19 protein-coding genes and 1 riboswitch are annotated in these 22,115 nt (G+C 72.6%); of the genes, 3 read left to right on the forward strand and 16 right to left on the reverse strand.

Features of this window, described 5'->3' with window-relative positions; all coding sequences use genetic code 11:
- Nucleotides 1-175: 175 nt before the first annotated feature.
- Nucleotides 176-1,192, forward strand: coding sequence for an AsnC family protein (locus ACQPXB_RS31480; protein ID WP_432845438.1), 1,017 nt, complete (start codon nt 176-178; stop codon nt 1,190-1,192).
- Here the strand turns inward: ACQPXB_RS31480 and ACQPXB_RS31485 are convergent.
- The 6 genes from ACQPXB_RS31485 to ACQPXB_RS31510 all read right to left on the reverse strand — a co-directional run bounded on the left by ACQPXB_RS31485 (nt 1,189) and on the right by ACQPXB_RS31510 (nt 7,074).
- A complete protein-coding gene (locus tag ACQPXB_RS31485; RefSeq protein ID WP_432845439.1) occupies nt 1,189-2,118 on the reverse strand; it encodes an RluA family pseudouridine synthase in 930 nt (309 codons plus the stop codon). The two genes, ACQPXB_RS31480 and ACQPXB_RS31485, sit on opposite strands and share 4 nt — an antisense overlap.
- Nucleotides 2,115-2,771 carry a signal peptidase II gene (lspA, locus tag ACQPXB_RS31490; RefSeq protein ID WP_432845440.1) on the reverse strand — a complete coding sequence of 219 codons (657 nt, stop codon included), beginning with the start codon at nt 2,769-2,771 and terminating at the stop codon, nt 2,115-2,117. Before lspA ends, ACQPXB_RS31485 begins: the two co-directional genes overlap by 4 nt.
- 24 nt (nt 2,772-2,795) lie before the next feature.
- Nucleotides 2,796-3,440: a hypothetical protein gene (locus ACQPXB_RS31495; protein WP_432845441.1), complete on the reverse strand. Its 645-nt coding sequence runs from the start codon at nt 3,438-3,440 to the stop codon at nt 2,796-2,798.
- A 21-nt stretch (nt 3,441-3,461) separates the two neighbouring features.
- Entirely contained in the window at nt 3,462-4,805 is a 1,344-nt protein-coding gene (locus tag ACQPXB_RS31500; RefSeq protein ID WP_366582146.1) for an aminotransferase class V-fold PLP-dependent enzyme, read from the reverse strand.
- A 40-nt stretch (nt 4,806-4,845) separates the two neighbouring features.
- Nucleotides 4,846-4,960, reverse strand: a riboswitch (SAM riboswitch).
- Nucleotides 4,961-5,039: 79 nt separating this feature from the next.
- On the reverse strand, nt 5,040-5,861 hold the full coding sequence (locus ACQPXB_RS31505; RefSeq protein ID WP_432845442.1) for a phosphoenolpyruvate hydrolase family protein: 822 nt from the start codon (nt 5,859-5,861) through the stop codon (nt 5,040-5,042).
- Nucleotide 5,862: 1 nt separating this feature from the next.
- Nucleotides 5,863-7,074 carry a Tm-1-like ATP-binding domain-containing protein gene (locus ACQPXB_RS31510; RefSeq protein ID WP_432845443.1) on the reverse strand — a complete coding sequence of 404 codons (1,212 nt, stop codon included), beginning with the start codon at nt 7,072-7,074 and terminating at the stop codon, nt 5,863-5,865.
- Between ACQPXB_RS31510 and ACQPXB_RS31515 the strand changes: the two genes are divergently transcribed.
- On the forward strand, nt 7,049-8,530 hold the full coding sequence (locus ACQPXB_RS31515) for a PLP-dependent aminotransferase family protein (RefSeq protein ID WP_432845444.1): 1,482 nt from the start codon (nt 7,049-7,051) through the stop codon (nt 8,528-8,530). The two genes, ACQPXB_RS31510 and ACQPXB_RS31515, sit on opposite strands and share 26 nt — an antisense overlap.
- Nucleotide 8,531: 1 nt before the next feature.
- Here ACQPXB_RS31515 and ACQPXB_RS31520 read toward each other — a convergent pair whose 3' ends face one another.
- The 6 genes from ACQPXB_RS31520 to ACQPXB_RS31545 all read right to left on the reverse strand — a co-directional run bounded on the left by ACQPXB_RS31520 (nt 8,532) and on the right by ACQPXB_RS31545 (nt 17,767).
- A complete protein-coding gene (locus ACQPXB_RS31520) occupies nt 8,532-10,010 on the reverse strand; it encodes a potassium/proton antiporter (protein ID WP_432845445.1) in 1,479 nt (492 codons plus the stop codon).
- Nucleotides 10,011-10,105: 95 nt separating this feature from the next.
- The gene (locus ACQPXB_RS31525; protein WP_432845446.1) at nt 10,106-10,801 is read right to left on the reverse strand and encodes an ArsR/SmtB family transcription factor; all 696 of its coding nucleotides are present in this window, start codon (nt 10,799-10,801) and stop codon (nt 10,106-10,108) included.
- 69 nt (nt 10,802-10,870) lie between these two features.
- Nucleotides 10,871-12,463 carry a penicillin-binding transpeptidase domain-containing protein gene (locus tag ACQPXB_RS31530; RefSeq protein ID WP_432845447.1) on the reverse strand — a complete coding sequence of 531 codons (1,593 nt, stop codon included), beginning with the start codon at nt 12,461-12,463 and terminating at the stop codon, nt 10,871-10,873.
- A gap of 186 nt (nt 12,464-12,649) precedes the next feature.
- Nucleotides 12,650-15,829 (reverse strand): isoleucine--tRNA ligase, encoded by a 3,180-nt coding sequence (ileS, locus tag ACQPXB_RS31535; RefSeq protein WP_432845448.1) that lies wholly within the window; start codon nt 15,827-15,829, stop codon nt 12,650-12,652.
- Nucleotides 15,830-16,150: 321 nt separating this feature from the next.
- Nucleotides 16,151-16,354 carry a hypothetical protein gene (locus tag ACQPXB_RS31540; RefSeq protein WP_432845449.1) on the reverse strand — a complete coding sequence of 68 codons (204 nt, stop codon included), beginning with the start codon at nt 16,352-16,354 and terminating at the stop codon, nt 16,151-16,153.
- Between the two features lie 24 nt (nt 16,355-16,378).
- Complete coding sequence (locus tag ACQPXB_RS31545; protein ID WP_432845450.1) at nt 16,379-17,767, reverse strand: MFS transporter; 1,389 nt, start codon at nt 17,765-17,767, stop codon at nt 16,379-16,381.
- Between the two features lie 66 nt (nt 17,768-17,833).
- On the opposite strand from ACQPXB_RS31545, the gene ACQPXB_RS31550 reads away from it, so the two are divergent.
- Complete coding sequence (locus tag ACQPXB_RS31550; protein WP_366582156.1) at nt 17,834-18,571, forward strand: ArsR/SmtB family transcription factor; 738 nt, start codon at nt 17,834-17,836, stop codon at nt 18,569-18,571.
- 7 nt (nt 18,572-18,578) lie between these two features.
- Here the strand turns inward: ACQPXB_RS31550 and ACQPXB_RS31555 are convergent, their stop codons facing one another.
- The 4 genes from ACQPXB_RS31555 to ACQPXB_RS31570 all read right to left on the reverse strand — a co-directional run bounded on the left by ACQPXB_RS31555 (nt 18,579) and on the right by ACQPXB_RS31570 (nt 22,067).
- On the reverse strand, nt 18,579-19,310 hold the full coding sequence (locus ACQPXB_RS31555) for a hypothetical protein (RefSeq protein WP_432845452.1): 732 nt from the start codon (nt 19,308-19,310) through the stop codon (nt 18,579-18,581).
- A gap of 857 nt (nt 19,311-20,167) precedes the next feature.
- On the reverse strand, nt 20,168-21,016 hold the full coding sequence (wag31, locus tag ACQPXB_RS31560; RefSeq protein WP_364052366.1) for a DivIVA-like cell division protein Wag31: 849 nt from the start codon (nt 21,014-21,016) through the stop codon (nt 20,168-20,170).
- 52 nt (nt 21,017-21,068) lie between these two features.
- Nucleotides 21,069-21,344 (reverse strand): YggT family protein, encoded by a 276-nt coding sequence (locus ACQPXB_RS31565; RefSeq protein WP_091616814.1) that lies wholly within the window; start codon nt 21,342-21,344, stop codon nt 21,069-21,071.
- A gap of 126 nt (nt 21,345-21,470) precedes the next feature.
- Nucleotides 21,471-22,067, reverse strand: coding sequence for a cell division protein SepF (locus tag ACQPXB_RS31570; protein WP_366582158.1), 597 nt, complete (start codon nt 22,065-22,067; stop codon nt 21,471-21,473).
- Between the last annotated feature and the right edge of the window lie 48 nt (nt 22,068-22,115).

Genomic DNA, 22,115 nt, shown 5'->3' on the forward strand with positions numbered 1-22,115 from the left:
GACCGGGGCGCCGGGGTGGCGTTCCGGCACGAGCGTCCCGTTCACCCATTGTGAACGGCGGATCCGCGCCGTTGCCGACACCCAGAGCCACCGAATTCGGGGCGCCGCCACCGGACCGGGCGATGCGGCCCGGCCTTGCCGCGCGCGGGCCGGCCCGGAAGGTAGCGTTCCCCGGGTGGCCGTGACCGATCCCGCCGATGTCCGCCTGCTCGCCGCCCTCGCCGAGCTGGGCAAAACGGCCGTGCACGACCTCGCCGCGAAGGTGGGCATGGACCCGCGTGAGGTCGCCTACCGCCTGGTTGCCTTGTCCGGCAGCGGGTTGCCGCTGCTCGTCGGCGTCGAGAGCGATCCCGCCGGGCTGCGCGCGGCGATCGCGGCCGCGCCGCCGTCGTGGCAGCAGGCCCCGCCGCCCTCGGGCCCGATGCCCGTCGCCGCACCCGGCGGACGGCCCGGCCCCGGCCTGCCGCCCGGCCCGGGCCCGGGGATGCCGCCGGGACAAGGGTTCCCGGCCGCGGCCCCGCCGAGCGCCCCCGTTCCGCGTCCCGGGAACGGACCCGGAACGCCGGGTGCGCCGTCCGTCCACGGTGGACCGTCGGGACCCGGGCCGGGCGTGCCGTCCGGCCCGTACGGCGTGTCTTCGGGACCCTATGGCGTGCCGTCGGGCCCGTACGCACCGCCGCCGCTCGACCCCGCGCTGAGCACGTGGGGCGTACCGCAGACGGCGTCCTGGGCGCGCGGCGACGAACCGCGCCGCGCGGGCCCGGCCGAGGGCAAGCGCGGCCGGATCGGCGAGACGCTCGCGACGCAGGGCCTCGAAGGCGAGCAGCTCACCGTGCAGCTGCTGGAGGTGCAGGACCCGGCCGACTACCTCTTCGGCGCCGCCGGCTACCGGCTCGACGCGGGCGAGCGGGCGGTGGTCGTGCACACCGAGATCACCAACCGCGGCAACGTGCCCTTCGCGTCGCTGCCCGACAACTACCTGGAGCTCGTCACAGCCGACGGCACGACGGTCGCCAAGGCGCCCGTGTCACTGACCTCCCGGCCGCCGCACAAGATCGGCGTGCGGCCGGGCGAGACGCTCGGCGGCCACACCGTCTACGTCATCCCGGACGCGACGCGCGTGGTCTCGGTGCGCTGGAGTCCCCGGCCGGAGCCGGACGACCGCACGCTGATCTGGGCCGTCGAGGGCTAGTAGCTCTCCTCGCGCAGGATCTCCAGCGCGCGGGCGAGGTCGTCGGGGTACTCGGCCTCGAACTCGACCCAGCGGCCGTCGGCCGGGTGCGCGAAGCCGAGGGTACGGGCGTGCAGCCACTGCCGCGTGAGCCCGAGGTGGCGCGCGAGCACCGGGTCGGCGCCGTAGGTCAGGTCGCCCACGCAGGGGTGGCGCAGCGCGGAGAAGTGCACGCGGATCTGGTGCGTGCGGCCCGTCTCGAGCTTCACGTGGGCCAGCGACGCGGCGCGGAACGCCTCCACCACCTCGTAGTGCGTCACGCTCGGGCGCCCGCCGGCGACGACGGCGAACTTGTAGTCGTGGCGCGGGTGCCGGTCGATCGGCGCGTCGATGGTGCCGCGCGTCGGGTCCGGGTGGCCCTGCACCACGGCGTGGTAGCCCTTGTCGACGGTGCGCTCCTTGAAGGCGCGCTTGAGCACCGTGTACGCGTGCTCGCTCTTGGCCACCACCATCACGCCGGTGGTGCCCGCGTCGAGCCGGTGCACCACGCCCTGGCGCTCGGCGGCGCCCGACGTCGAGATGCGCAGGCCCGCGGCGGCGAGCCAGCCGACGACCGTGGGCCCGGTCCAGCCGGGGCTCGGGTGCACCGCGACGCCCACGGGTTTGGAGATCACCACGATGTCGTCGTCGTCGTGGAGGATCTTCATCCCCTCCACGGGCTCGGCGATGACCTGGATCGGGGACTCCGGCTCCGGCAGCGTCACTTCGAGCAGGCCGCCGGCGGTCAGGCGGTCGGACTTGCCGGCGGGCCGGCCGTCCACCAGCACGTCGCCGGCCTCGGCGAGCTCCGCCACCACCGTGCGGGACAGGCCCAGCAGCTTGGCGAGGCCGGCGTCGACGCGCATGCCGTCGAGCCCGTCGGGAACGGGCAGCAGGCGCGCGGTCACGCGGTCTCCTTCTTGCTGTTCTTGTCGCGGGTCGAGGTGCCGTCGTAGTCCTTGCCCAGCAGCGACAGCAGGACGATGAGCACGCCGCCGACGCAGATCGCGGAGTCGGCGATGTTGAAGATCGCGAAACCCTCGCCGTTGGGGGCGAAGGCCGAGATGAAGTCGATGACGTGACCGCGCAGCGGGCCGGGGGCCCGGAAGATGCGGTCGGTGAGGTTGCCGAGCGCGCCCGCGAGCACCAGGCCGAGGCCGATGGCCCAGCCGACGCTGCGCAGCCGCCGCGACAGCCAGATGATGGCGATCGCCACCGCGGCCGCGACCAGCGCGAACACCCACGTCATCCCGGAGGCCATCGAGAACGCGGCGCCGGAGTTGCGGATCACCTGCAGGTAGATCAGCCCGCCGAGAACGCGCACCGGCTCCTTGCCCTCGAGGTTGGCCGCCACGAGGTTCTTCGACACCAGGTCGATCACCCAGATCACGGCCGCGACCGCGAACACCAGCCCGACCCGGCGCTTGGGCAGCAGCACGGCCGCCTTCTCGGCGGCAGGCTCTTCGGGAGCCGCGTCGCCGGTCACCGCCGGTTCGGGGGCATCGGCGGGCTCATTGCCTTCGGACAGGCCGTGTTCGGACGAGGAGGACTCGGTGCTCACGCCCCCATTGTCCACGCCCCGGGCTCACCCGGTCGCGGCGGCAGGCCGTGACCGCCACTTCGCCGGTCCGGCGACCACCGCGAACGCCGTCGCCAGCAGGATCGCGGCCGACAGCACGACCCCGCCGAGCCCGGGCAGCACCACGGCCGCGACCAGGGCGAAGACCACCGCGACCACCAGCACGACGACGCTGCGCTCGTACCACGCGAGCACCACCAGCCCCAGCGTCGCCAGCGCGGGTCCGCGCAGGTCCGCGCCGAGACCGAGCCAGCCGAACGCGGCCAGGTCCAGCACCGGCACGGCCAGCACACCGCCGGCGACGAGGGCGGCGAACCGGCCGGTGCTCGGGGCCTTCCCGGCCCGCACGTACCCGGCCAGCACGAGTGCCACCACCACGGCGAGCGCGATCGGCCAGCCGAGCGCCGTCGCGTACGTCGACGGCGGCAGCGGCACCTGGTCCTGGGTGAGGAACTGCAGCCCTCCGGGGCCGGGGTCGGGGCCGGGGTCGGGGCCGGGGCCGAGGAGACCTCCGGGGACCCGGTGGACCGGGTCCGCATGGAGATCACCCTGCGCCCCGTGTTCGGCGGTCGCGAGCTGCACCGCCGCCAGGATCAGCTCGGCGAACCCCAGCGCCGCCAACGGAACCCAGAACCCCCACGCTCTCCCCATGCGGGGAGCCTAGCGAGCGCCTCAGGCGCAGAACGGAGGAAGCTCCCGCGGGTCCCCCACCGGCGCCCAGCGGCCGTCGACCTTCGTGTACTCCCAGCGGGCGCCGCGGGCGACGATCTGGCGCAGCGCGAGCACGAGCCGGTCCACGTGCTCCTCGGTGCTGCCCAGGCCGAGGCTCACGCGCACGGCCTGCTGCCCGTCGCGGCCGCATTCGCCGATGAGGCGCTTGGTGGCGACGTGGGCGCAGAACGCGCCGTCGCGCACGCCGATGCCGTACTCGGCCGAGAGGACCGCGGCGAGCCAGCCGGGTTCGAAGCCGTCGACGACGAAGCTCACGGTGCCCACGCGGTCCACGGCTGCGTCGAACAGGCGCAGCTCGGCGCAGCCGGGCACGCCGGCCAGGCCCTTGCGCAGCCGTTCCAGCAGCGTGGCCTCGTGCTCCCCCACGGCGGTCCAGTTCGCGGCCAGCTGCTCGCACGCGACGCCCAGCGCGTAGACCCCGACGGTGTTCGGCGAGCCGGCCTCGTGCCGTTCGGCGCCGGTGTTCCACACGACGGCGTCCTCGGTCACGAGCTTCGTCGCGCCCCCGCCGGCGAGGTACGGCTCGGCGGCGCGCAGCCAGTCGGACCGGCCGATGAGCGCGCCGGCGCCGAAGGGCGCGTAGAGCTTGTGCCCCGAGAGCGCGACGTAGTCGACGTCCAGCTCCCGCAGGGAGATCCGGCGGTGCGGCGCGAGCTGCGCGGCGTCCAGCGCCACGCGGGCGCCGTGTTTCCTTGCCACGGCGGCGATCTCGGCGACCGGCAGCAGCTCACCGGTCACGTTCGACGCGCCGGTCACCACCACGAGCCGCGGTCCTTCCGGGCAGGCGGCGAGTGCTTCGTCCACAACGGACACCGCGGCCAGGCGCGTGCGCGGCAGCGGCACGCGCCGCACATTCGGGCCACGCCAAGGCAGCAGGGCCGCGTGGTGCTCGGTGTCGAACACGACCACCGACGTGCGCCGCGGCAGCGAGCGGGCCAGCAGGTTGAAGGAATCCGTGGTGTTGCGCGTGAACACGACGGTGTCGGTGGCGCGCGCGTCGACGAACCGGCGCAGGATGTCGCGCGTGCGCTCGTAAAGCCGCGTCGACACCTGCGACGCGAAGCCGGCGCCGCGGTGCACGCTCGCGTACCAGGGCAGGAACTCGTCGACCGCGGAGCGGACCGCGTCGAGACACGGCGCGCTCGCCGCGTGGTCGAGGTTCGCGTAGCCGATCTCGCCGCCGGTCACCAGCGGCACCCGCAGCGCCGCCCCCGCGACGCCGGGAATCCCCTGTGCGGCAACGGTTTCGGTGTTTCCAGCGGTACGGTCCAGAGCGAGAGTCATGGCGGTGCCTCCTCGGCAGTCCGGGGGACCCCCGGCGAGGGGCCCGCGCTTGCCTGTCGCACAACGCGACCGGCCCGGTCTTCACCCGGGGCACCCCACCGCGGTAGGAGGGTTGCCGGCCAGCAAGCCGGGGCTGAACGCTGGCACTCATGACCTGTTGATGAAGGTAACCGAACGACGCCCCGTGACGCCAGAGGTGTCCCGTGAGCTGAGACGGCGCTCACAGACCGGCGATCACCGCCGCAGCGCGCGGAAGGCCTCCGTCTGCTCGCGGATCGCGCGCTCGGCCGGGAGCCGTTCGATCGAGGAAGCACCGAAGAAACCGACGATCCCTTCGGTGTGGTCGAGCACGTACTGCGCGTCTGCGGGTTCGGCGATCGGGCCGCCGTGGCACAGCACGAGCACGTCCGGGTTCACCCGCTTGGCCGCGTCGTGCATCGCCTGCACCCGGGTGACGGCCTCGTCGAGCGTGACCGCCGTCCGCGCGCCGATCGTGCCGCTGGTGGTGAGCCCGAGGTGCGGCACCAGCACATCGGCTCCCGCGCGGGTCATGTCGGCGGCCTGCTCGGGGTCGAAGACGTACGGCGCGGTCAGCAGATCGCGTTCGCGGGCCAGCGCGACGAGGTCGACCTCCAGGCCGTAACCCATGCCGGTCTCCTCGAGGTTCTGGCGGAACACGCCGTCGATCAGCCCGACCGTCGGGAAGTTCTGCACGCCGGCGAACCCCATCCGCTTGAGCTCGTCGAGGAACGGGCCCATCAGCCGGAACGGATCGGTGCCGTTGACGCCGGCCAGCACCGGCGTGTCGCGCACGACCGGGAGCACCTCGCGCGCCATGTCCACGACGATGCCGTTGGCGTCGCCGTAGGCCAGCAGCCCGGCGAGCGAGCCGCGGCCGGCCATGCGGTAGCGGCCGGAGTTGTAGATGATCAGCAGGTCGATGCCGCCGGCCTCGGCGGACTTGGCGGACAGGCCGGTGCCCGCGCCGCCGCCGATCACGGGCCGGCCTTGCGCCACCGCGGCGGTGAGCCGGGCCAGCGCTCGTTCGCGGTCCACGTCAGGACCTCCCTTCGCCGATGAGCCGGTGCAGTTCCCGGGCGGCGGCCGCGCCGAACCCGGCGTCGTTGATGGCCTCTTCGCGCCGCGTCACGACCGCGGCGCTGCCGGAAAGCGCTTCAGTGAGGTGGGCGAACAGCTCGGCGTCCGCCGCCGGGTCGTGGAACGGGCCGTCCGGAACGTCCACAGCGGACACTCCGCCGAGCGGCAGGAACACCGACACGGGCCCTTGTGCCGCCCGGAGTTTGCGCCCGAGCAGCGTGCCCAGCTCCGCGGATTCCTCCGCGGTGGTCCGCATCAGCGTGACGGTCGGGTTGTGCACCAACAGGTTCCGGCCCGCGAACCGCTCGGGCACGGTGTCGGCCGGGCCGAAGTTGACCATGTCGAGTGCGCCGACGCTGACCACCTGCGGCAGTCCCGCCCGCCCGGCCGCCTCCAGCCGGTGCGGGCCCGCGGAGAGCACCCCGCCGACGAGCTCGTCGGCCAGCTCCGTCGTGGTCAGGTCGAGCACACCGGCGAGCAGGCCGTCGGTCACGAGCTTCTCCATCGCCCGGCCGCCGGAGCCGGTCGCGTGGAACACGAGCACCTCGTAGCCGAGCCGTTCGAGCTCGGCGCGGGCCTCGTCCGCGGCGGGGGTGGTGACACCGAACATCGTCACCGCGACCACGGGCCGGTCGGTGGTCTCGCGGCCGGTGTCGTGGTGGCGGGCCATGGCGGCGATCGCGGCCGCCGCGTTGCCCAGCACGGTCTTCGACACCGAGTTGAGCCCGGCGATGTCGACCACGGAGTACATCAGCGTCACGTCGGTCTCGCCCACGTACGGGCGGACGTCGCCGGACGCCATGGTGGAGACCAGCAGCTTCGGCAGCCCCACCGGCAGCTCGCGCATCACCGCCGCCGCGATCGACGACCCGCCCGAGCCGCCGACCGCCAGCACAGCGTCGACCCGGCCCTCGTCGAACAGCCGCCGGACGGTCACCGCCGCACCGCGCGCCATCGTCTCCACGGCGTGCCCGCGGTCGCCTTCGAGGGAAGCGAGGTCGACGCCGGCGGCGCGGGCCACCTCCTCGGCGGGCACGTCGGCGCCGTCGGACGGGGACGACCCGGCGTCGACCAGCAGCGTGTGCACGCCGTCGATTTCGAGGCGGGTGCGCAGCCAGTCGTATTCGGCGTGTTTCGTGTCGAGGGTGCCGACGAGGCAGACCGTGGCCATGCCCGCCATCGTCGCCCCGCGGCAGGTGCGGCCGCTGGGCCACTTCGCCGGAAGTGGTCCAAACTGGCTGGTGAAGGAGGTGCCCATGCACCGGGTCACGGCCGCCGAACTGGTCCGGCTGCTCGGCGCGTGGCGCGGCGGTGGCCCCACGCTTCCCGCCGCGCTCGCCGCCACGCTGGGCGAGCTGGTCGACTCCGCCGTGCTGCCCGAGGCCGCCGTCCTGCCCGCGCAACGGCCGCTCGCGCGCGCACTGGGTGTCTCCCGGGGCACGGTGACCTCGGCGTACGACCAGCTGGCGGCCGGCGGACGGCTCACGGCCGAGGCCGGCTCCGGTTCGCGGGTGCGCCGGCGCCAGCCCGGTGGCCCGGGCGTGTCCGGTGGCCGGCTCGTTTCGTTCACCGGCTCGGCCGCCCCGGCGGACCTGTCGAGCGGCGCCCTGCCCGGCTCGGCCCTGACCGCCGACGCGCTGGCCGAGCTCGGCCCCGCCGACCTGGAGCCCTATCTCGGCACCGACGGCTACTTCCCCGCCGGCATCCCGCGGCTGCGAGCCACGATCGCGCGGCTGCTCACCGACGACGGCGTGCCCACCGGCCCCGAGCAGGTGCTGGTGACCGCGGGCGCCCAGCAGGCCGTGTGGCTCGTGGCGAACACGCTGGTCACGGCGGGCGACCTGGTCGTGGTGGAGGAACCGAGCTACCGCGGCGCGCTCGAGGCGTTCGCCGGGGCCGGGACCCGGCTGCGGGGTATCCGCTGGACGGCCGACGGAATCGACCGCGACCAGCTGCGAGCGGCGCTGCGCCGCTCCCCCGCGCTGCTGTACTGCCAGCCGTCCGTGCACAACCCGACCGGCGAGCGGATGCCCGCGGCGGCGCGGCGCGAGCTCGGCAAGCTGATCACCGCCGCGGGCCTGCGCACGGTGGAGGACCGCAGCAGCGCCGATCTGGCGTTCCGCGGGCCTGCGCCGGGGCTGGCCGCGCACGTGCCGCCGGAGCTGCTGGTGAGCATCGGCACCGCGTCGAAGCTGTTCTGGGGCGGCGTGCGGATCGGGTGGATCCGCGCGGACACGCCGACGATCGCGCGGCTGACCGAGGCACGCAAAGCGATCGACCTGGGGTGCTCGGTCGTCGACCAGCTGCTCGCCGCCGGGTTGCTGCGCCGCGTGGCCGAGGCCCGCGAGGCGCGGCGCGCGCTGCTCGCCGCGCGCTGGGAGTCCACTGTGGACGTCCTCGGCCGCGTGGTCCCGCACTGGCGCTGGACGACACCGGCCGGCGGCACCGGGCTGTGGGCCGACACCGGCGAAGACGCCGTGCGCCTCGCGCAGCGCGCGCTCGCCGCGGGGGTGAAACTGGCGCCGGGGCCCGCGTTTTCGGTCTACGACGGGTTCCGGACCCACCTGCGCCTGCCGCTGTGGCACGCGCCGCGAGACCTGGAGCCGGTGCTCGCCTCGCTGCGGTGACTCAGCGGCCCAGCTCGCCGCGCCAGCGCGCGAGCCGCCCGGCCCGGTCGACGGCGCGGATCCGGCGCTCGGTCGCGTCGCGGACGCCGGCCGTGGTGACCACCAGCAGCTGGTCGTCCTCCTGCAGGCGGCTGGTCTTCTGCGGCGTGAACCCGGAGCCACGGCGGACCACGAGGCTCACGGTGGCGCCGACGGGCAGGCCGAGCTCGGAGATGTACACGCCGTGCAGCTTCGAGCCCTTCTGAATGCGCACCTGCAGCAGCTCGGCGCCGAGCTCGTCGAGCGGCGCCGCGTCGACCTCGATCTCCTGGGCCTCGGCGCTCTTCGTGAGCCCGAGCCAGCGGGCGAACGGCCCGAGCGTGGCCCCCTGCAGCAACGTGAGTACGATGACCAGCACGAACACCGCGTCGACGAGCCGGCTCGCACCGGGCACGCCCTGCGAGAGCGGGATCATCGCGAGCACGATCGGCACGGCGCCGCGCAGGCCCGCCCACGAGAGGAACGTCTGCTCCCGCCACGGCAGCCGGAACGGCAGCAGCGAGATCACCACCGACAGCGGCCGCGCGAGCAGCAGCACCACCGCGCCCGCGACGAGACCGGGCACCAGCGTCTCCAGCAGCCGGCTCGGCGACGCGAACAGCCCGAGCAGCACGAACAGCCCGATCTGCGCGAGCCAGCCGAGGCCTTCGGCGAACGAGAGCGTGTCGGAGCGGTGCGGCAGCTTGGAGTTGCCCAGCACCAGCCCGGCGACGTAGGTGGCGAGCAGCCCGGACGCGTGGGCCAGCTGACCGGAGGAGTACGCGAGGATGCACACGGCCACCGTGGCCAGGGGGTACAGGCCGGTGGCCGGCAGCGCGGCCCGGCGCAGCGCCATCGCGCCGAGCCAGCCGAACAGAAAACCGATCACGAGCCCGGCGGCGAGCTCGTAAACGACCAACAGCGGCAGGGTCCAGTCCACTGTGTCCCCCGACGCGAGCACGATCACCGCGATGTACGCGGGCGCGTCGTTGAGGCCGGACTCCAGCTCCAGCGTGCCGACGAGTTTCGGGCGCAGCCCCACCGAACGCAGCACCGAGAACACCGCCGCCGCGTCGGTCGACGCGAGCACCGAGCCCCACAGCAGCGCGAGCCGCCAGTCGAGCCCGAGCAGCCAGTGCAGCGCCGCGCCGGTCACCGCGATGCTCACGACCACGGCCACTGTGGACAGCAGGATCCCCGGCCCCAGCGAGGGTTTCACGGCCTGCCACCGCGTGGTGAGCCCGCCTTCGGTGAGGATCATGACGAGCGCGGCGAGCCCGAGCGACTGCGTGAGGCCGGGATTGTCGAACTGGATGCCGATGCCCGATTCGCCCAGCGCCACGCCGATGCCGAGGTACAGCAGCAGCGACGGCAGGCCCAGCCGGATCGACACGCGCACGGCGACCACCGACGCGAGCAGCACCACTCCGCCGACGCCGAGCAGCAGGGGAAGCTGATCCATCTCCGCCCCCTCCGGTCGCCGTGGGCTTCCAGGATAGAGAGACGGGGGCGTTCACCCGTTCGTGCACCACCGGACAACTCGGGCAAAGTGGTGTGTTAGGACACTCGGTCGCCACCCAGTGTCGCCAGATCGACACCGAGTGCGGCGAACGGCTTCTCCGCGGCCGGCTTCAGCCGCACCGCGCGTTGCCGGTCCCGGGTCACCCATCCCGCGTCGACGGCCCGCGCCAGGATCGCCGCGGGGAGGGCGCCGGCGAGGTGGTCGCGCCGCTCCGTCCAATCCAGACAGTCGCGCAGCAGCGGGCGCCGGCCGCGTTCCGGCACGGCGACCCCGATCTCGTCGAGCACCTCGCGCCCGGCCGCCGTCAGTGTCAGCCCGTCGCCGGTGCCGACGATCCCCTTGGCGATCAAGCCTTCGCGCAAGGCGACGCCGACGGTTCCGGCGAGGTGGTCGTAGCAGCTGCGCGCGAAACTCAGCCGCTGCGTGCGCAACGACGCCTTCAGCCCGACCGGTTCGCGGTGCTCGGCGTGCTGCGCCAGGTGCTCGATCAGCTCGGCGACGCGCGGGTCGGCGATGCGGACGTACGCATGCCGGCCCTGCTTCACCCGGGTGACGAACCCGGCGTCGTGCAGCCGCGTCACGTGCTCGCTCGCGGTCGACACCGCGATCCGCGCCGCCGCGGCCAGCTCGCTGATCGTCCAGGCGCGCCCGTCGAGCAGGGCGAGGCACATCGTCGCCCGGCTCGGGTCGGCGAGCACCGCGGCCACCTCGGCCAGCGCGACGGTCTCCATGCCCCCACCGTAGGAGCCCGACGCTTCGGCCGCCGCCGAAGCGCTATTTCAGGTGTCGTTTCACGCGTGTCATTTCACGCCGGCGAGGAACTCCGCGCCGAGCGTCACGGCCGGGCCGGAGTCGTTGCCGCCCTCCAGGAACACACAGAACGCGACGTCACCGCGGTAGCCCACGAACCAGCCGTGCGCCTCGGCGCCGTCGCCGAACTGCGCGGTGCCGGTCTTGCCGTAGACGGTGCCCGAGCGCGCCAGGCCGGTCGCGGTGCCGCCCGTGACGACCTCGCGCATCATCGAGCGCACCGAGGCCAGCACGCTCGCGGGCGGCGCGTGGTAGCCGTCGTTGACGGTCGTGGCGGAATCGGCGTCCAGCCACAGCTTCGGCGTCACCGCCTTGCCCGCGGCCACCGTCGCGGCCATCACCGCCTCACCGAAGGGGCTGACCTGCACGGTGCCCTGGCCGATGCCGTCCTCCACCTGCTCGTCGGCGCTGCCGGCGGCGCCGACCTTGCCCATCTCGGTGGTGAGGCCGGGGATGTCGAAGTCGGCATTGAGGCCGTACTGGCTCGCGGCGTTGGCGAGCGCGTCCGGCGGCAGCTGCGAGGCGAGCTGGCCGAAGGAGGTGTTGCACGAATGCGCGAACGCGCGGTGCACGGTGGTCGTGCCGAGGTCGAAGCCCTCGTTGGAGATCGTGCGGGTGCCGATCCGCGCGGTGAGCGGGCACGCCACCTGCGAGTCCTTCGTGACGACGCCGGCCTCCAGCGCAGCCGTCGCGGTCGCGATCTTGAACGTCGAGCCCGGCGCGTACAGGCCGTTCAGCGCCGAGGGGCCGGTGCCCGCCGCCGCGTTCTGCGCCACCGCGAGCACCCCGCCGTTGGACGGCTGGATCGCGACGATCACGGCCTTGCCGCGGTAGGAGTCGACGGCCGCCTGCGCCGCCTTCTGCACGGAAACGCTCACCGTGGACTTCACCGCCTGCTGCCCGCTTTCGGTCTTGCCGAAGAGCGTTTCCAGCGCCTTGCCCGAGGTGTCGACCCGCTCCACCGCGAAGGTGTCGGACGGCGTCGACGTGCCCTGTCCGGTCAGCGCCTGCGTGAGCAGTGGGAACTTCGCGGCGGGATCCAGGTGCGTGCCACCCGGTCCGCTGATGACCACGGGCTTGCCGTCGCGGTCCACCACCACGGCCTCGTCGGCCGCCGCGGTCGCGATCACGAGCCGCTGCCCGGCCTGCAGCTTCGGGTGCAGCGCGGCGGGGGTCCAGTGCACGCGCCAGCTGTCGCCGGAGTGCACGAGGTCGAGGCTGCCGTCGTAGGACCACACGTGGCCGGGGCCGAGGTCCCAGGTCAGGGTGTACGCGGCGGTGCTCTTCGGCGCGTTCGCGGCGGCGTCGCTCACCTTGCCGAGCTTGGCCTGCAGCCCGTCCGGCTTGAGCGTGTCCCAGGCGTCGCGCAGTGCGGCGGCCGCGCCGTGCGGGTCGTCGGTCAGCAGGCTCGCGTCGTCGGTGTCGTGGCCCGCGAAGTCCTTCAGGTAGAGCTGCGCCGCCGACGTCGGATCCGGGGCGACCGGTCCCGCCGCGACCGAGGTCCCGGTCGGCTCGGCCGCCGCCTCGGGCGCCGGCGAACCGCCGGTCAGCAACACCACCGCCGCGACGACGATCGCGACCATCGCGACCGCACCACCGATGAGGACGGCTCTTTTTCCGGCAGGACTCACTTGCGACTCTCCCCCAGGCCCGTGCGTCGTACGCGCACTCGGCCCAGCTTGCCCATCGCTGACGGACAAGGAGCGTTACAGGTGAGAAAGCGGCCGTCCCGACGCCGATTCGTGATCAACGCCGGGACGGCCGGTTCGCTACGCCTTCTCGACCGCCACGCGGACCTTCACGCCGTCGCCGACCGTGCCCTCGAAGCCCTCGGGAGCGTCGCCGTAGGTCACCGAGGTGGCCAGCGTTTCCGAGGCCACGAACTCCTCGAACTTGCGCACCGCGGCCACGACCTCGTCCGGCGCGTCGACCGTGAGCGCGATGCGGTCGGACACGTCGAGGCCGGCCTCGCGGCGCGCCTGCTGCACCACGCGCACCAGGTCGCGGGCGACGCCCTCGTCGGCCAGGTCCGCCGTGACCTCGGTGTCGAGCTGCACCAGCCCGGACCCGCCCGGCAGCTCGGCCGCCGCGCCGCCGTCCTTGGCCACGAGCCGCCGCTCGTATTCGCCGTCGAGCAGCTCGATCCCGGCGGCCACCACGACGCCGCCCGGGTTCGTGGTCCAGTCGCCGGCCTTCACGGCCTTGATGACCTTCTGCACGTCCTTGCCCAGCCGCGGCCCGGCCGCCCGCGCGTTGACAGCGACCTCGAACGAGCCGTGCGCCGCGACGTCGGTGGTCAGCTCGACCGACTTCACGTTCACCTCGTCACGCAGGATGTCGGTGAACTCGCGCAGCGCCTCCACGTCCTCGGCCGCGACCAGCAGCTTCGCCAGCGGCAGCCGCACGCGCAGCTTGTTGGCCTTGCGCAGCGACAGCGCCGTCGACGCCACCTGCCGCACGCGGTCCATGGCCGTGACCAGCGCCGCGTCGGCCGGCAGGTCGAGCGAGCTCGGCCAGTCGGTCAGGTGCACCGAACGGCCGCCGGTGAGGCCGCGCCACACCGTCTCGGTCGTGAGCGGCAGCAGCGGCGCGACGATGCGGGAGGTCACCTCCAGCACCGTGTGCAGCGTGTCGATCGCGTCCTGGTCACCCGCCCAGAACCGGTCGCGCGAACGGCGCACGTACCAGTTCGTGAGCACCTCCAGGAAGTCGCGCACGGTCTGGCACGCGCCGGCGATGTCGTAGTTGTCCAGCGCGTACTCGACGTCCGTCACGAGCTCGTGGGTCTTCGCGAGCACGTACCGGTCGAGCAGGTGCGTGGAATCCGTGCGCCACTGGCCTTCCACGCCTTCGGCGTTGGCGTAGAGGGCGAGGAAGTAGTACGAGTTCCACAGCGGCAGCACGGCCTGGCGCACCGCGTCGCGGATGCCCCGGTCGGTGACGACGAGGTTGCCGCCGCGCAGGATCGGGCTCGCCATGAGGTACCAGCGCATGGCGTCGGACCCGTCGCGGTCGAACACCTCGGTCACGTCCGGGTAGTTCCGCAGCGACTTCGACATCTTCTGCCCGTCGGAGCCGAGCACGATGCCGTGGCTGATGCAGGTGCGGAACGCCGGCCGGTCGAACAACGCCGTCGCGAGCACGTGCAGCAGGTAGAACCAGCCGCGCGTCTGCCCGATGTACTCCACGATGAAGTCGCTCGGGTAGTGGTGCTCGAACCACTCGGCGTTCTCGAACGGGTAGTGCACCTGGGCGTACGGCATCGAACCCGAGTCGAACCACACGTCGAGGACCTCGGGCACGCGGCGCATCGTGGACCGCCCGGTCGGGTCGTCCGGGTTGGGCCGGGTCAGCTCGTCGATGTACGGGCGGTGCAGGTTGTCCAGGCGCACGCCGAAATCGCGCTCCAGCTCGTCGAGCGAGCCGTAGACGTCGGTGCGCGGGTAGGTCGGGTCGTCCGACTGCCAGACGGGGATCGGCGAACCCCAGTAACGGTTGCGGGAGATCGACCAGTCGCGGGCGTTCTCCAGCCACTTGCCGAACTGGCCGTCCTTGACGTTGTCCGGGTACCACGTGATCTGCTGGTTGAGCTCGACCATGCGGTCCTTGAACTGCGTCACCGCGACGAACCACGACGACACCGCGCGGTAGATCAGCGGGTTGCGGCAGCGCCAGCAGTGCGGGTACGGGTGCTCGTAGGTTTCGTGGCGCAGCAGGATCGGGCCCTGCTGCTCGGCGGAACCCGTGCCGTTCTTGAGGTCGCGGATGATGTTCGGGTTGGCCTCGAACACCTGCTGGCCCTCGTAGTCGGGCACGGTCGCGTCGAAGCGGCCGCGCGCGTCGACCGGGGTGGCCGGCGTGATGCCCGCGGCGTCGGTGACGACCTTGTCCTCTTCACCGTAGGCGGGCGCGATGTGCACGACACCGGTGCCGTCTTCGGTGGTGACGTAGTCCGCCGACAGGATCCGGTGCGCGTTCTCGCGGCCGAGGAAGTACGGGAACGGTGGGGCGTAACGGTTTCCGAGCAGCTGCGCCCCCGTGTAATGCGCCACGACGGTCGGCTCCTCGCCGAGCTCGCGCGCGTACGCACCGACGCGGGCTTCGGCGAGCAGGAACCGCTTGCCGGGGAAGTTCTCGCTCTCCAACACGACGTAACGCACCTCGGGGTGCACGGCCGTGGCGAGGTTCGACGGCAGCGTCCACGGCGTCGTCGTCCAGATGAGCAGGTAGGTGCCGTCGAGCTCGTTCCCGTTGCCCTCCAAGCGGAACCCGACCGTGACGGCCGGGTCCTGGCGGGTGCGGTAGACGTCGTCGTCCATGCGCAGCTCGTGGTTGGACAGCGGCGTCTCGTCGCGCCAGCAGTAGGGCAGCACGCGGTAGCCCTCGTATACCAGCCCCTTGTCCCACAGCTGCTTGAACGCCCAGATGACCGACTCCATGTAGGGCAGGTCGAGCGTCTTGTAGTCGTTGTCGAAGTCGACCCAGCGCGCCTGGCGGGTGACGTACTCCTCCCACTCCTTGGTGTAGCGCAGCACGGACTCGCGGGAGGCCTCGTTGAACTTGGCGACCCCCATCGCCTCGATCTCTTCCTTCTCCGTGATCCCGAGCTGGCGCATCGCCTCGAGCTCGGCGGGCAGGCCGTGGGTGTCCCAGCCGAACCTGCGGTCGACGTGCTTGCCCTTCATCGTCTGGTAGCGCGGGACGATGTCCTTCACGTACCCGGTGAGCAGGTGCCCGTAGTGCGGCAGCCCGTTGGCGAACGGCGGGCCGTCGTAGAACACGTACTCGTTGTCGCCGTTCTCCCCGGCCGGGCGCGCGGCGATCGAGGCCTGGAACGTCCGATCCGTCTCCCAGTACTCGAGCACGCGCTGCTCCAGCGCGGGGAACGACGGCTGCGACGGAACCGTGGTGTCTCCGGTCTCTCCGTCGAGCTGGGCCTTCGGGTACATCGGGGTGCGCTCCTTGCGTTCGTCGCTCGCGTACGGACGACCGGCGCCTACCGGTCACCCACACGGGGACGAGACGCTCGCGCGTCACGCGGTACCACCCCGCTTGCCCGGCGGTGCCGCTGCCGGGCCACTCGTTCGTCGGCTGTGACGGGCCGCCCCGTCCGGTTCTACTGGGGACGCCCGCGCCCCGTTCTTCCGGAGGCTCCCCGGTGATGGCCGGATCGACGCCTTGCTGATACCAGGTTAGCCCGAGCGCGCAACCACGTTTGCGGTGGCCCGGGGTCCGGTCGTGACGGGCGCGCAAAGCCGCGCCGGCCGGCGTCACCGCTGTGTGCGGCGGGCGCGCACGTACGCGATCCAGTAGAACGCCGCGTTGGCCGTCCAGAGCACCAGGCAGAAGACGTTGAACCACGCCGTGACCGGTCCGAGGACGGTGAACAATCCCACGGCCGGCCAGCCGACCGCCAACGTCGTGTACACCGAGGCCACGAGCAGCGCGGTCTTCCGCGGCATCGGCCGCGGCACGAACCACCTCGCCGCCCCGTCCCGTCAACGAACCCTCCCGTCGCGTGCCGCGCTCCTCCACAACGTGCCCCGAGCCCGGAGAGGCCAACCTGCTCCATTCGCACCAGTGGCCCGGGGTCCGGTCGTGACGGCGGCGAGGGCCGCGGCGGCGAGCCACAGGGCGGCGGAGAGGACGCCGAGGGCGTGGAGGCCGTGGGCGAAGGTCGTGCGGTGTGTGGGATCTCCTGCCACGGCGCCGAAAACGGCGACGCCGAGGGCGCCCGCGGCTTGGCGCGCGGCGTTGTTCACGCCGCCGGCGATGCCCGCGCGTTCGGGCGGGGCGTCGGTGACGGCCGCCGTGACGACGGCGGCGGTGAGCAGGCCCATGCCGGCGCCGAGGCCGAGGAGGGTGGGCAGGAGAGTCGGATACGTGTCGACGCGGAGGAGTCCGAAGAGACCGAGAGCGCCGAGGACAAGCCCGGCGATGATCGGCGGGCGGGGGCCGAGTTTGGCGGTGAGGCGGCCGCTGAGCGGGCCGAGCAGGACCAGCGGCAGGAAGAGCGGCAGCAGGGCGAGCCCGGCGTCGAGCGGTTCGAGGTGCAGCACGCTCTGCAGGTAGAGGGTGAAGACGAGAACCGAGCCGAGGCCGACGAAGTTCATGACGGCGGAGATGGCGGTGGCGCCCGCGGTGCGGCGGGATTTGAGCAGACCCAGCGGCAGCATCGGGGCTTCGGAGCGGTGTTCGATCACGAGGAAGGCGGCTGCCGCGGTCACGGCGATGCCCGCGGCGAGGGGCTGGTGCCCGATGACGGCGTAGACGCCGGCGCCGAGAGCGAGCGCGGCGGTGGCGGCGCCGGGCACGTCGATGCGGCCGGGGGTGCGGGCGCCGGGCCCGACCAGCTTGCGCACGGCTAAGGCCGCGGCCACGACGATCGGCACGTTGAGCAGGAAGACGGGCCGCCAGCCGGCGACGGAGACGAGCGCCCCGCCGAGCAGCGGGCCGGCGGGCAGGGCGAGCGCCGACACGCCGGCCCAGACGCCGAGGGCGCGGGCCCGGGTGCCCGGATCGGGGCACTGCTGGTTGATCACGGCGAGCGTCCCCGGCAGCAGCAGCGCGGCGCCGATTCCCTGCACGGCCCGGGCGGCGACCAGCCAGGCCGCGGACTGGGCGAACCCGCACGCAGCGGACGCGGCGCCGAACACCGCCAGCCCCGTGAGCACCACGCCGCGGTGGCCGAGCACGTCGCCGAGCGCGCCGCCCGCGAGCAGCAGCGCCGCGAGGACGACGGAGTAGCCGTCGACGACCCATTGCAGCGCGCTCAGTCCGGCGTGGAGTTGCTCGCCGAGGGTCGGGAGCGCGACGTTGACGACGGTGACGTCGAGCTGCACCAGGAACATCCCGGTGCACAGGGTGATCAGGAGCGCCGGTCTCATGGTCTCCAGTGGACCTCGCGGACGCTTCCGTCGCGGTGGAAGTGTCGCGGGGGCACCCTGGACGTCGTGGACGGAGACGCCGACATCGCCGCGACCGCGGCCCTCTTCGCCGACCCGGCGCGGGTGCGCGTGCTGCTCGCCCTGGGCGACGGCCGCGCGCTCGCCGCGTCGGTGCTGGCCGCCGAGGCGGGCCTGTCGGCGCAGGGCGCCAGCTCCCACCTGGCGAAACTGCTGGACGCGGGCCTCGTCACCGCCGAACGCTCCGGGCGGCACCGCTTCTACCGCCTCGCCGGCGCGGCCCCGGAGCTGCTGGAGACCCTGGCGCGGTTCTCCCCCGCGCGACCGGTCCGTTCGCTGCGCGAAGGCACGCGCGCGGCCGCGTTGCGCTCGGCGCGGACCTGCTACGACCACGTCGCCGGGCAGCTGGGCGTCGCCATCACGGCGGCTCTCGTCTCACGCGGCGCACTGGCCACTGTGGATGGTGACCCCACCACCGCGAGACGGCCGGGCGACCGGATTTCCTCGCAGCTGCCGGATCATCCGTACGTTCTGGGGCCTGCCGCTCAGACGGTGTTCTCCGCGTTGGGCGTCGACCTCGAGGCGGCTTCCGCGGCGCGGCGGCCGCTGCTGCGCTTCTGTCTGGATTGGAGCGAACAGCGGCACCACCTGGCCGGCGCGCTCGGTGCGGCCGTTGCCCAGCGGTTGCTGGACGCCGGCTGGCTGCGCCGCCGCGCCCAGGCCCACCGCGCGGTCCGCCTGACGCCCGCGGGAAGCGCCGCGCTGGGCGAGATCCTGGGTATCTAGCGGCTCGTCAGCGGTGCGCGGCGGCGAGAACGGCGTCGGGGCCGCAGCGCGCACACGGTGTGAAGCCGAGCTGGCGCGCCTCGCCGACGCCGATGGGGATCGTGTCGCGGCCGGAGAGCCAGGGGCAGTCGACGAGGTGGTAGCGGGGGTACTCGTCGACCACCACGACCTCGTCCTCGAGCTCCTTGACGACCGCGAGGTCCTCGGCGCTGGTGTCTTCCTCGGCGGGCGGCGTTTCGCGAACGGGCGGCGCCTTTTCGGCAGCAGCTGCGGTTGCGGTCCCGGCCGTCGTGGCGGTCGCGGCAGTCGCAGTTTCGGCGGTCGCGCTGGTCGCCGTGGCCGCCTCACCGGCTGCGGCGCCGTCCGCGGCTTCACTGTCCGCAACAGCCTCGGCCGGCTTCGGCGCGGGCACGGTTTCGGACTCCGCCTCGGGCGCCGGCTCGATCTCGGGCTCAGGCACATCGGCCGGATTGCCCAGCTCGCCCCGCGACGGCAGCAACGCGGTCTGCTCGGCATCGAAGTGCTCGACCTCGGCGACCTTCTCGCCACCCTCGACGGGCGCCCCGACCTCAGCCGGCTCGGGGCGATTGCGCCTCCGCAGCCAGTCCACGAGCAGGATCAGCCCCGCGAGCACCGACAAGCCGATCGAGACCCACGCCCACAGCGAGCTTGCCGTGATGAGCGCCGTGACGAGCAGCGCGAGCGCCGCCAGCACCAGAACGAGGACGATGTAGAGCACGCTGAATTACAGCACGCGAAACCCGGATCCCGGGTCACGACCCGCCCACGCCGGGTACCGCACCGGCTGCATTCCGTGGCCACCCCGCCACCACCGCTGCCCCCAAGATCCACCCCACCCCGGCGACGCCCACCTCACCCGCTCACCGGGACACCCAGTCGCCCAGTGGTTGATCATCTGCGCCGAACCGCACAAACCGTCAATCCACCCCACCACCGCACTCACCGGGCAAACCCGCCTCCGCCGACCGTCGGCCGCCGTCGACGCGGTCTCCGCCAGACTCGCCGAACCCGCACCGCGCGACCCGGCGGCCCCATCACTCCGCCCGGCTGCGCTCGACGAGCCTCGGGGCCTTCGGGGAACACATGCCGGCCGTGGGTCGCTACTCGCCGAGTCGGCCCACTCGCGGTGATCCGGCCGGCGAGGCTCAAGTCACCGAAAGTCGATCCGGACCCCGGGCGCGTCGCCGACCCGCAGAACCAACCGTTCGCGCCCCGGTCTCGCACAGCGCGAGCGGTCCAGCGCGCTCCGTGCGCACGACCCCTAAATACCACCGGAAAATCGCCAGGCCACCCGGAAAAACTGGTGATCAAGGTCAGCCCGAACGGGCAGTTTCCCGGCCCGAAAAGCCCACCCCGGAATTCACCACCGCGACATTCCGTGCGCATTCCATCACCGAATGCGCAGGGGCATTTCGAGGTCACCAAAACGGCCGATCACGAATTGCCACCGGCCGACTACCGAAAATGGGGAAACCGCAGGACGAGCGACCCTTCGAGGCGCATGACGAAGCCCCGCCTGATCCCGGAAACCCGGATCAGGCGGGGCGTCAGCCAACGTCAGACGAGCGAGGAACCTCAGCCGGCTTCGGCGCGGGGGCCGAACGAGTAGCCCTGGCCGCTGCTGGAGCCGGAGGACTGGCCCGAGTTCGACGACGCCGAGGCCGGGGCCGCGGAGCCGCGATCGTCGAGTTCGCGCAGCTGGGACTCGAGGAAGCCGCGCAGGCGAGTGCGGTACTCGCGCTCGATGGTGCGCAGCTCTTCGATCTTCTTGCCCAGCGAGCCCTTCTCGGCGTTCAGGTTGTTCATCGTCTCGGTGTACTTGCGCTGCGACTCGCGTTCCATGGTGGTCGCCTTGTCGCGCGCCTGGCGCTCGAGCGTCTCGGCGCGCGTGCGCGCGTCGTTCAGCATGGTCTCGGCGCGGGTGCGCGCCTCGTTGACCATCGAGTCGGACTTCGCCCTGGCGTCGGAAAGCAGCTGCTCGGACTTGGTCCGCGCCTCCGCCAGCATGCCGTCGGACTCGGTCTTCGCCTCGGCGGTGAGCCGGTCGGCCATCTCCTGGGCGAGGCCGAGGACCTTGGCGGCCTGAACGTTCGGCTCGCCACTGTCACCGACCATCGAGTGCGCCTGCGTCTGCTCCATCGCCGAGGCCGGCGGCGGCACGGGCGCCAGGCGGCGGGACGGCTCGTCCCGCACCGGCGGAGGACCGCTCACCTTCGCGTTCTCGAGCTCGCTGCGGGTCGACTCCAGCTCGTTGTCGAGCTGTTCGACCTGCTGGCGCAGCTCGTTGTTGTCCTCGATCAACCGGGCAAGCTCGGTCTCCACCAGGTCGAGGAACGCGTCCACCTCGTCCTCGTTGTAGCCCCTCTTGCCGATGGGCGGCTTGCTGAACGCGACGTTATGCACGTCAGCGGGGGTCAACGACATCAGATCACCTCACGCACTCCATGGCCTGCAGGGTCCACCCAAGTTTCCCCGATCACCTGGGAGTTGCCAGTTGCATCGCGAAGAACACAACCAACAGCAGCACCATAATCGATAAGTCCAGTCCCATCCCGCCGATCCGAACCATCGGGATCATTCGCCTGAACAGACGAACCGGCGGGTCGGTCACTGTGTAGATGGTCTCGAGCGTGACCGCAACCCCTCCGGCGGGACGCCACTCTCGTGCGAAGGTCCGCACGAGCTCGATCACGATACGCGCCGTCAACAGAAGCCAGAAGGCGAACAGCACGTACCAGACCACCAGCCACACAGCATTCACTCGACCACTCTAGCGGGGGACGCCGGGGGAAGTCGCAGCCAGCGGCCCCGGCGTGGCGCCGAGTCGACAAAATCACGTCTGGCTGCGCCCAGCGGTCCGCCGGACTTCAGCCGCACTTCACCCGCGCAGGAAAAGCCCGCCCTCGGCGATCCGCCGGCGGTCCTCCGCGGTCACGTCGACATCCGGCGGTGAGAGAAGGAACACCTTGTTGGTGACCTTGTCCATCGACCCCCGGAGCGCGAACGCGAGCCCCGCGGCGAAGTCGACGAGCCGCTTGGCGTCCGCGTTCTCCATCTCCGTGAGGTTGATGATCACGGGGATGCCCTCGCGGTAGTGCTCGCCGATCGCGCGCGCCTCGACGTAGCTCGTCGGGTGCAGCGTGGTGATGCGGCTCAACGGATCGCGGACGGGTGCGCGCACGGGCTCGGTGACCGGCCGCAGCCGGGCGACGGGCTCGGGCTGGCGGTCCACGGCGAGAGCGCCGTGCGTGGTCGGTTCCGCAGCGGTGACCGACCGTGAGCGAGTCCGCGGAGCGGGCTCGTCGTAAGTGTCATCGGCCTCGCGGTACCGTGAGCGCGATCGCGCCGGCGGCTCGTCGTAGGAGTCGTACTCGTCGTCGTAGTCACGCCGGTAATCCTCGTCCTCGACGTCGTAGCCGTCCTCGTCCGCGGGCACCATCCCGAAGTAGGCCTTCAGCTTCTGCAGCGCGCTCATGCCTCTCCCTAGCCCTAACCGCTCCCGCACCGTGCTACCCCACCCGAC

It is taken from the genome of Amycolatopsis sp. CA-161197 (assembly GCF_050942255.1).
Lineage (GTDB): Bacteria > Actinomycetota > Actinomycetes > Mycobacteriales > Pseudonocardiaceae > Amycolatopsis.

Coding starts and splice junctions, on each gene's coding strand:
- ACQPXB_RS31495 (WP_432845441.1), bottom strand. CDS start 3,440: ATGGGGAGAGCGTGGGGGTTCTGGGTTCCGTTGGCGGCGCTGGGGTTC.
- ACQPXB_RS31500 (WP_366582146.1), bottom strand. CDS start 4,805: ATGACTCTCGCTCTGGACCGTACCGCTGGAAACACCGAAACCGTTGCC.
- ACQPXB_RS31510 (WP_432845443.1), bottom strand. CDS start 7,074: ATGGCCACGGTCTGCCTCGTCGGCACCCTCGACACGAAACACGCCGAA.
- ACQPXB_RS31520 (WP_432845445.1), bottom strand. CDS start 10,010: ATGGATCAGCTTCCCCTGCTGCTCGGCGTCGGCGGAGTGGTGCTGCTC.
- ACQPXB_RS31525 (WP_432845446.1), bottom strand. CDS start 10,801: ATGGAGACCGTCGCGCTGGCCGAGGTGGCCGCGGTGCTCGCCGACCCG.
- ACQPXB_RS31530 (WP_432845447.1), bottom strand. CDS start 12,463: ATGGTCGCGATCGTCGTCGCGGCGGTGGTGTTGCTGACCGGCGGTTCG.
- ileS (WP_432845448.1), bottom strand. CDS start 15,829: ATGTACCCGAAGGCCCAGCTCGACGGAGAGACCGGAGACACCACGGTT.
- ACQPXB_RS31545 (WP_432845450.1), bottom strand. CDS start 17,767: ATGAGACCGGCGCTCCTGATCACCCTGTGCACCGGGATGTTCCTGGTG.
- wag31 (WP_364052366.1), bottom strand. CDS start 21,016: ATGTCGTTGACCCCCGCTGACGTGCATAACGTCGCGTTCAGCAAGCCG.
- ACQPXB_RS31570 (WP_366582158.1), bottom strand. CDS start 22,067: ATGAGCGCGCTGCAGAAGCTGAAGGCCTACTTCGGGATGGTGCCCGCG.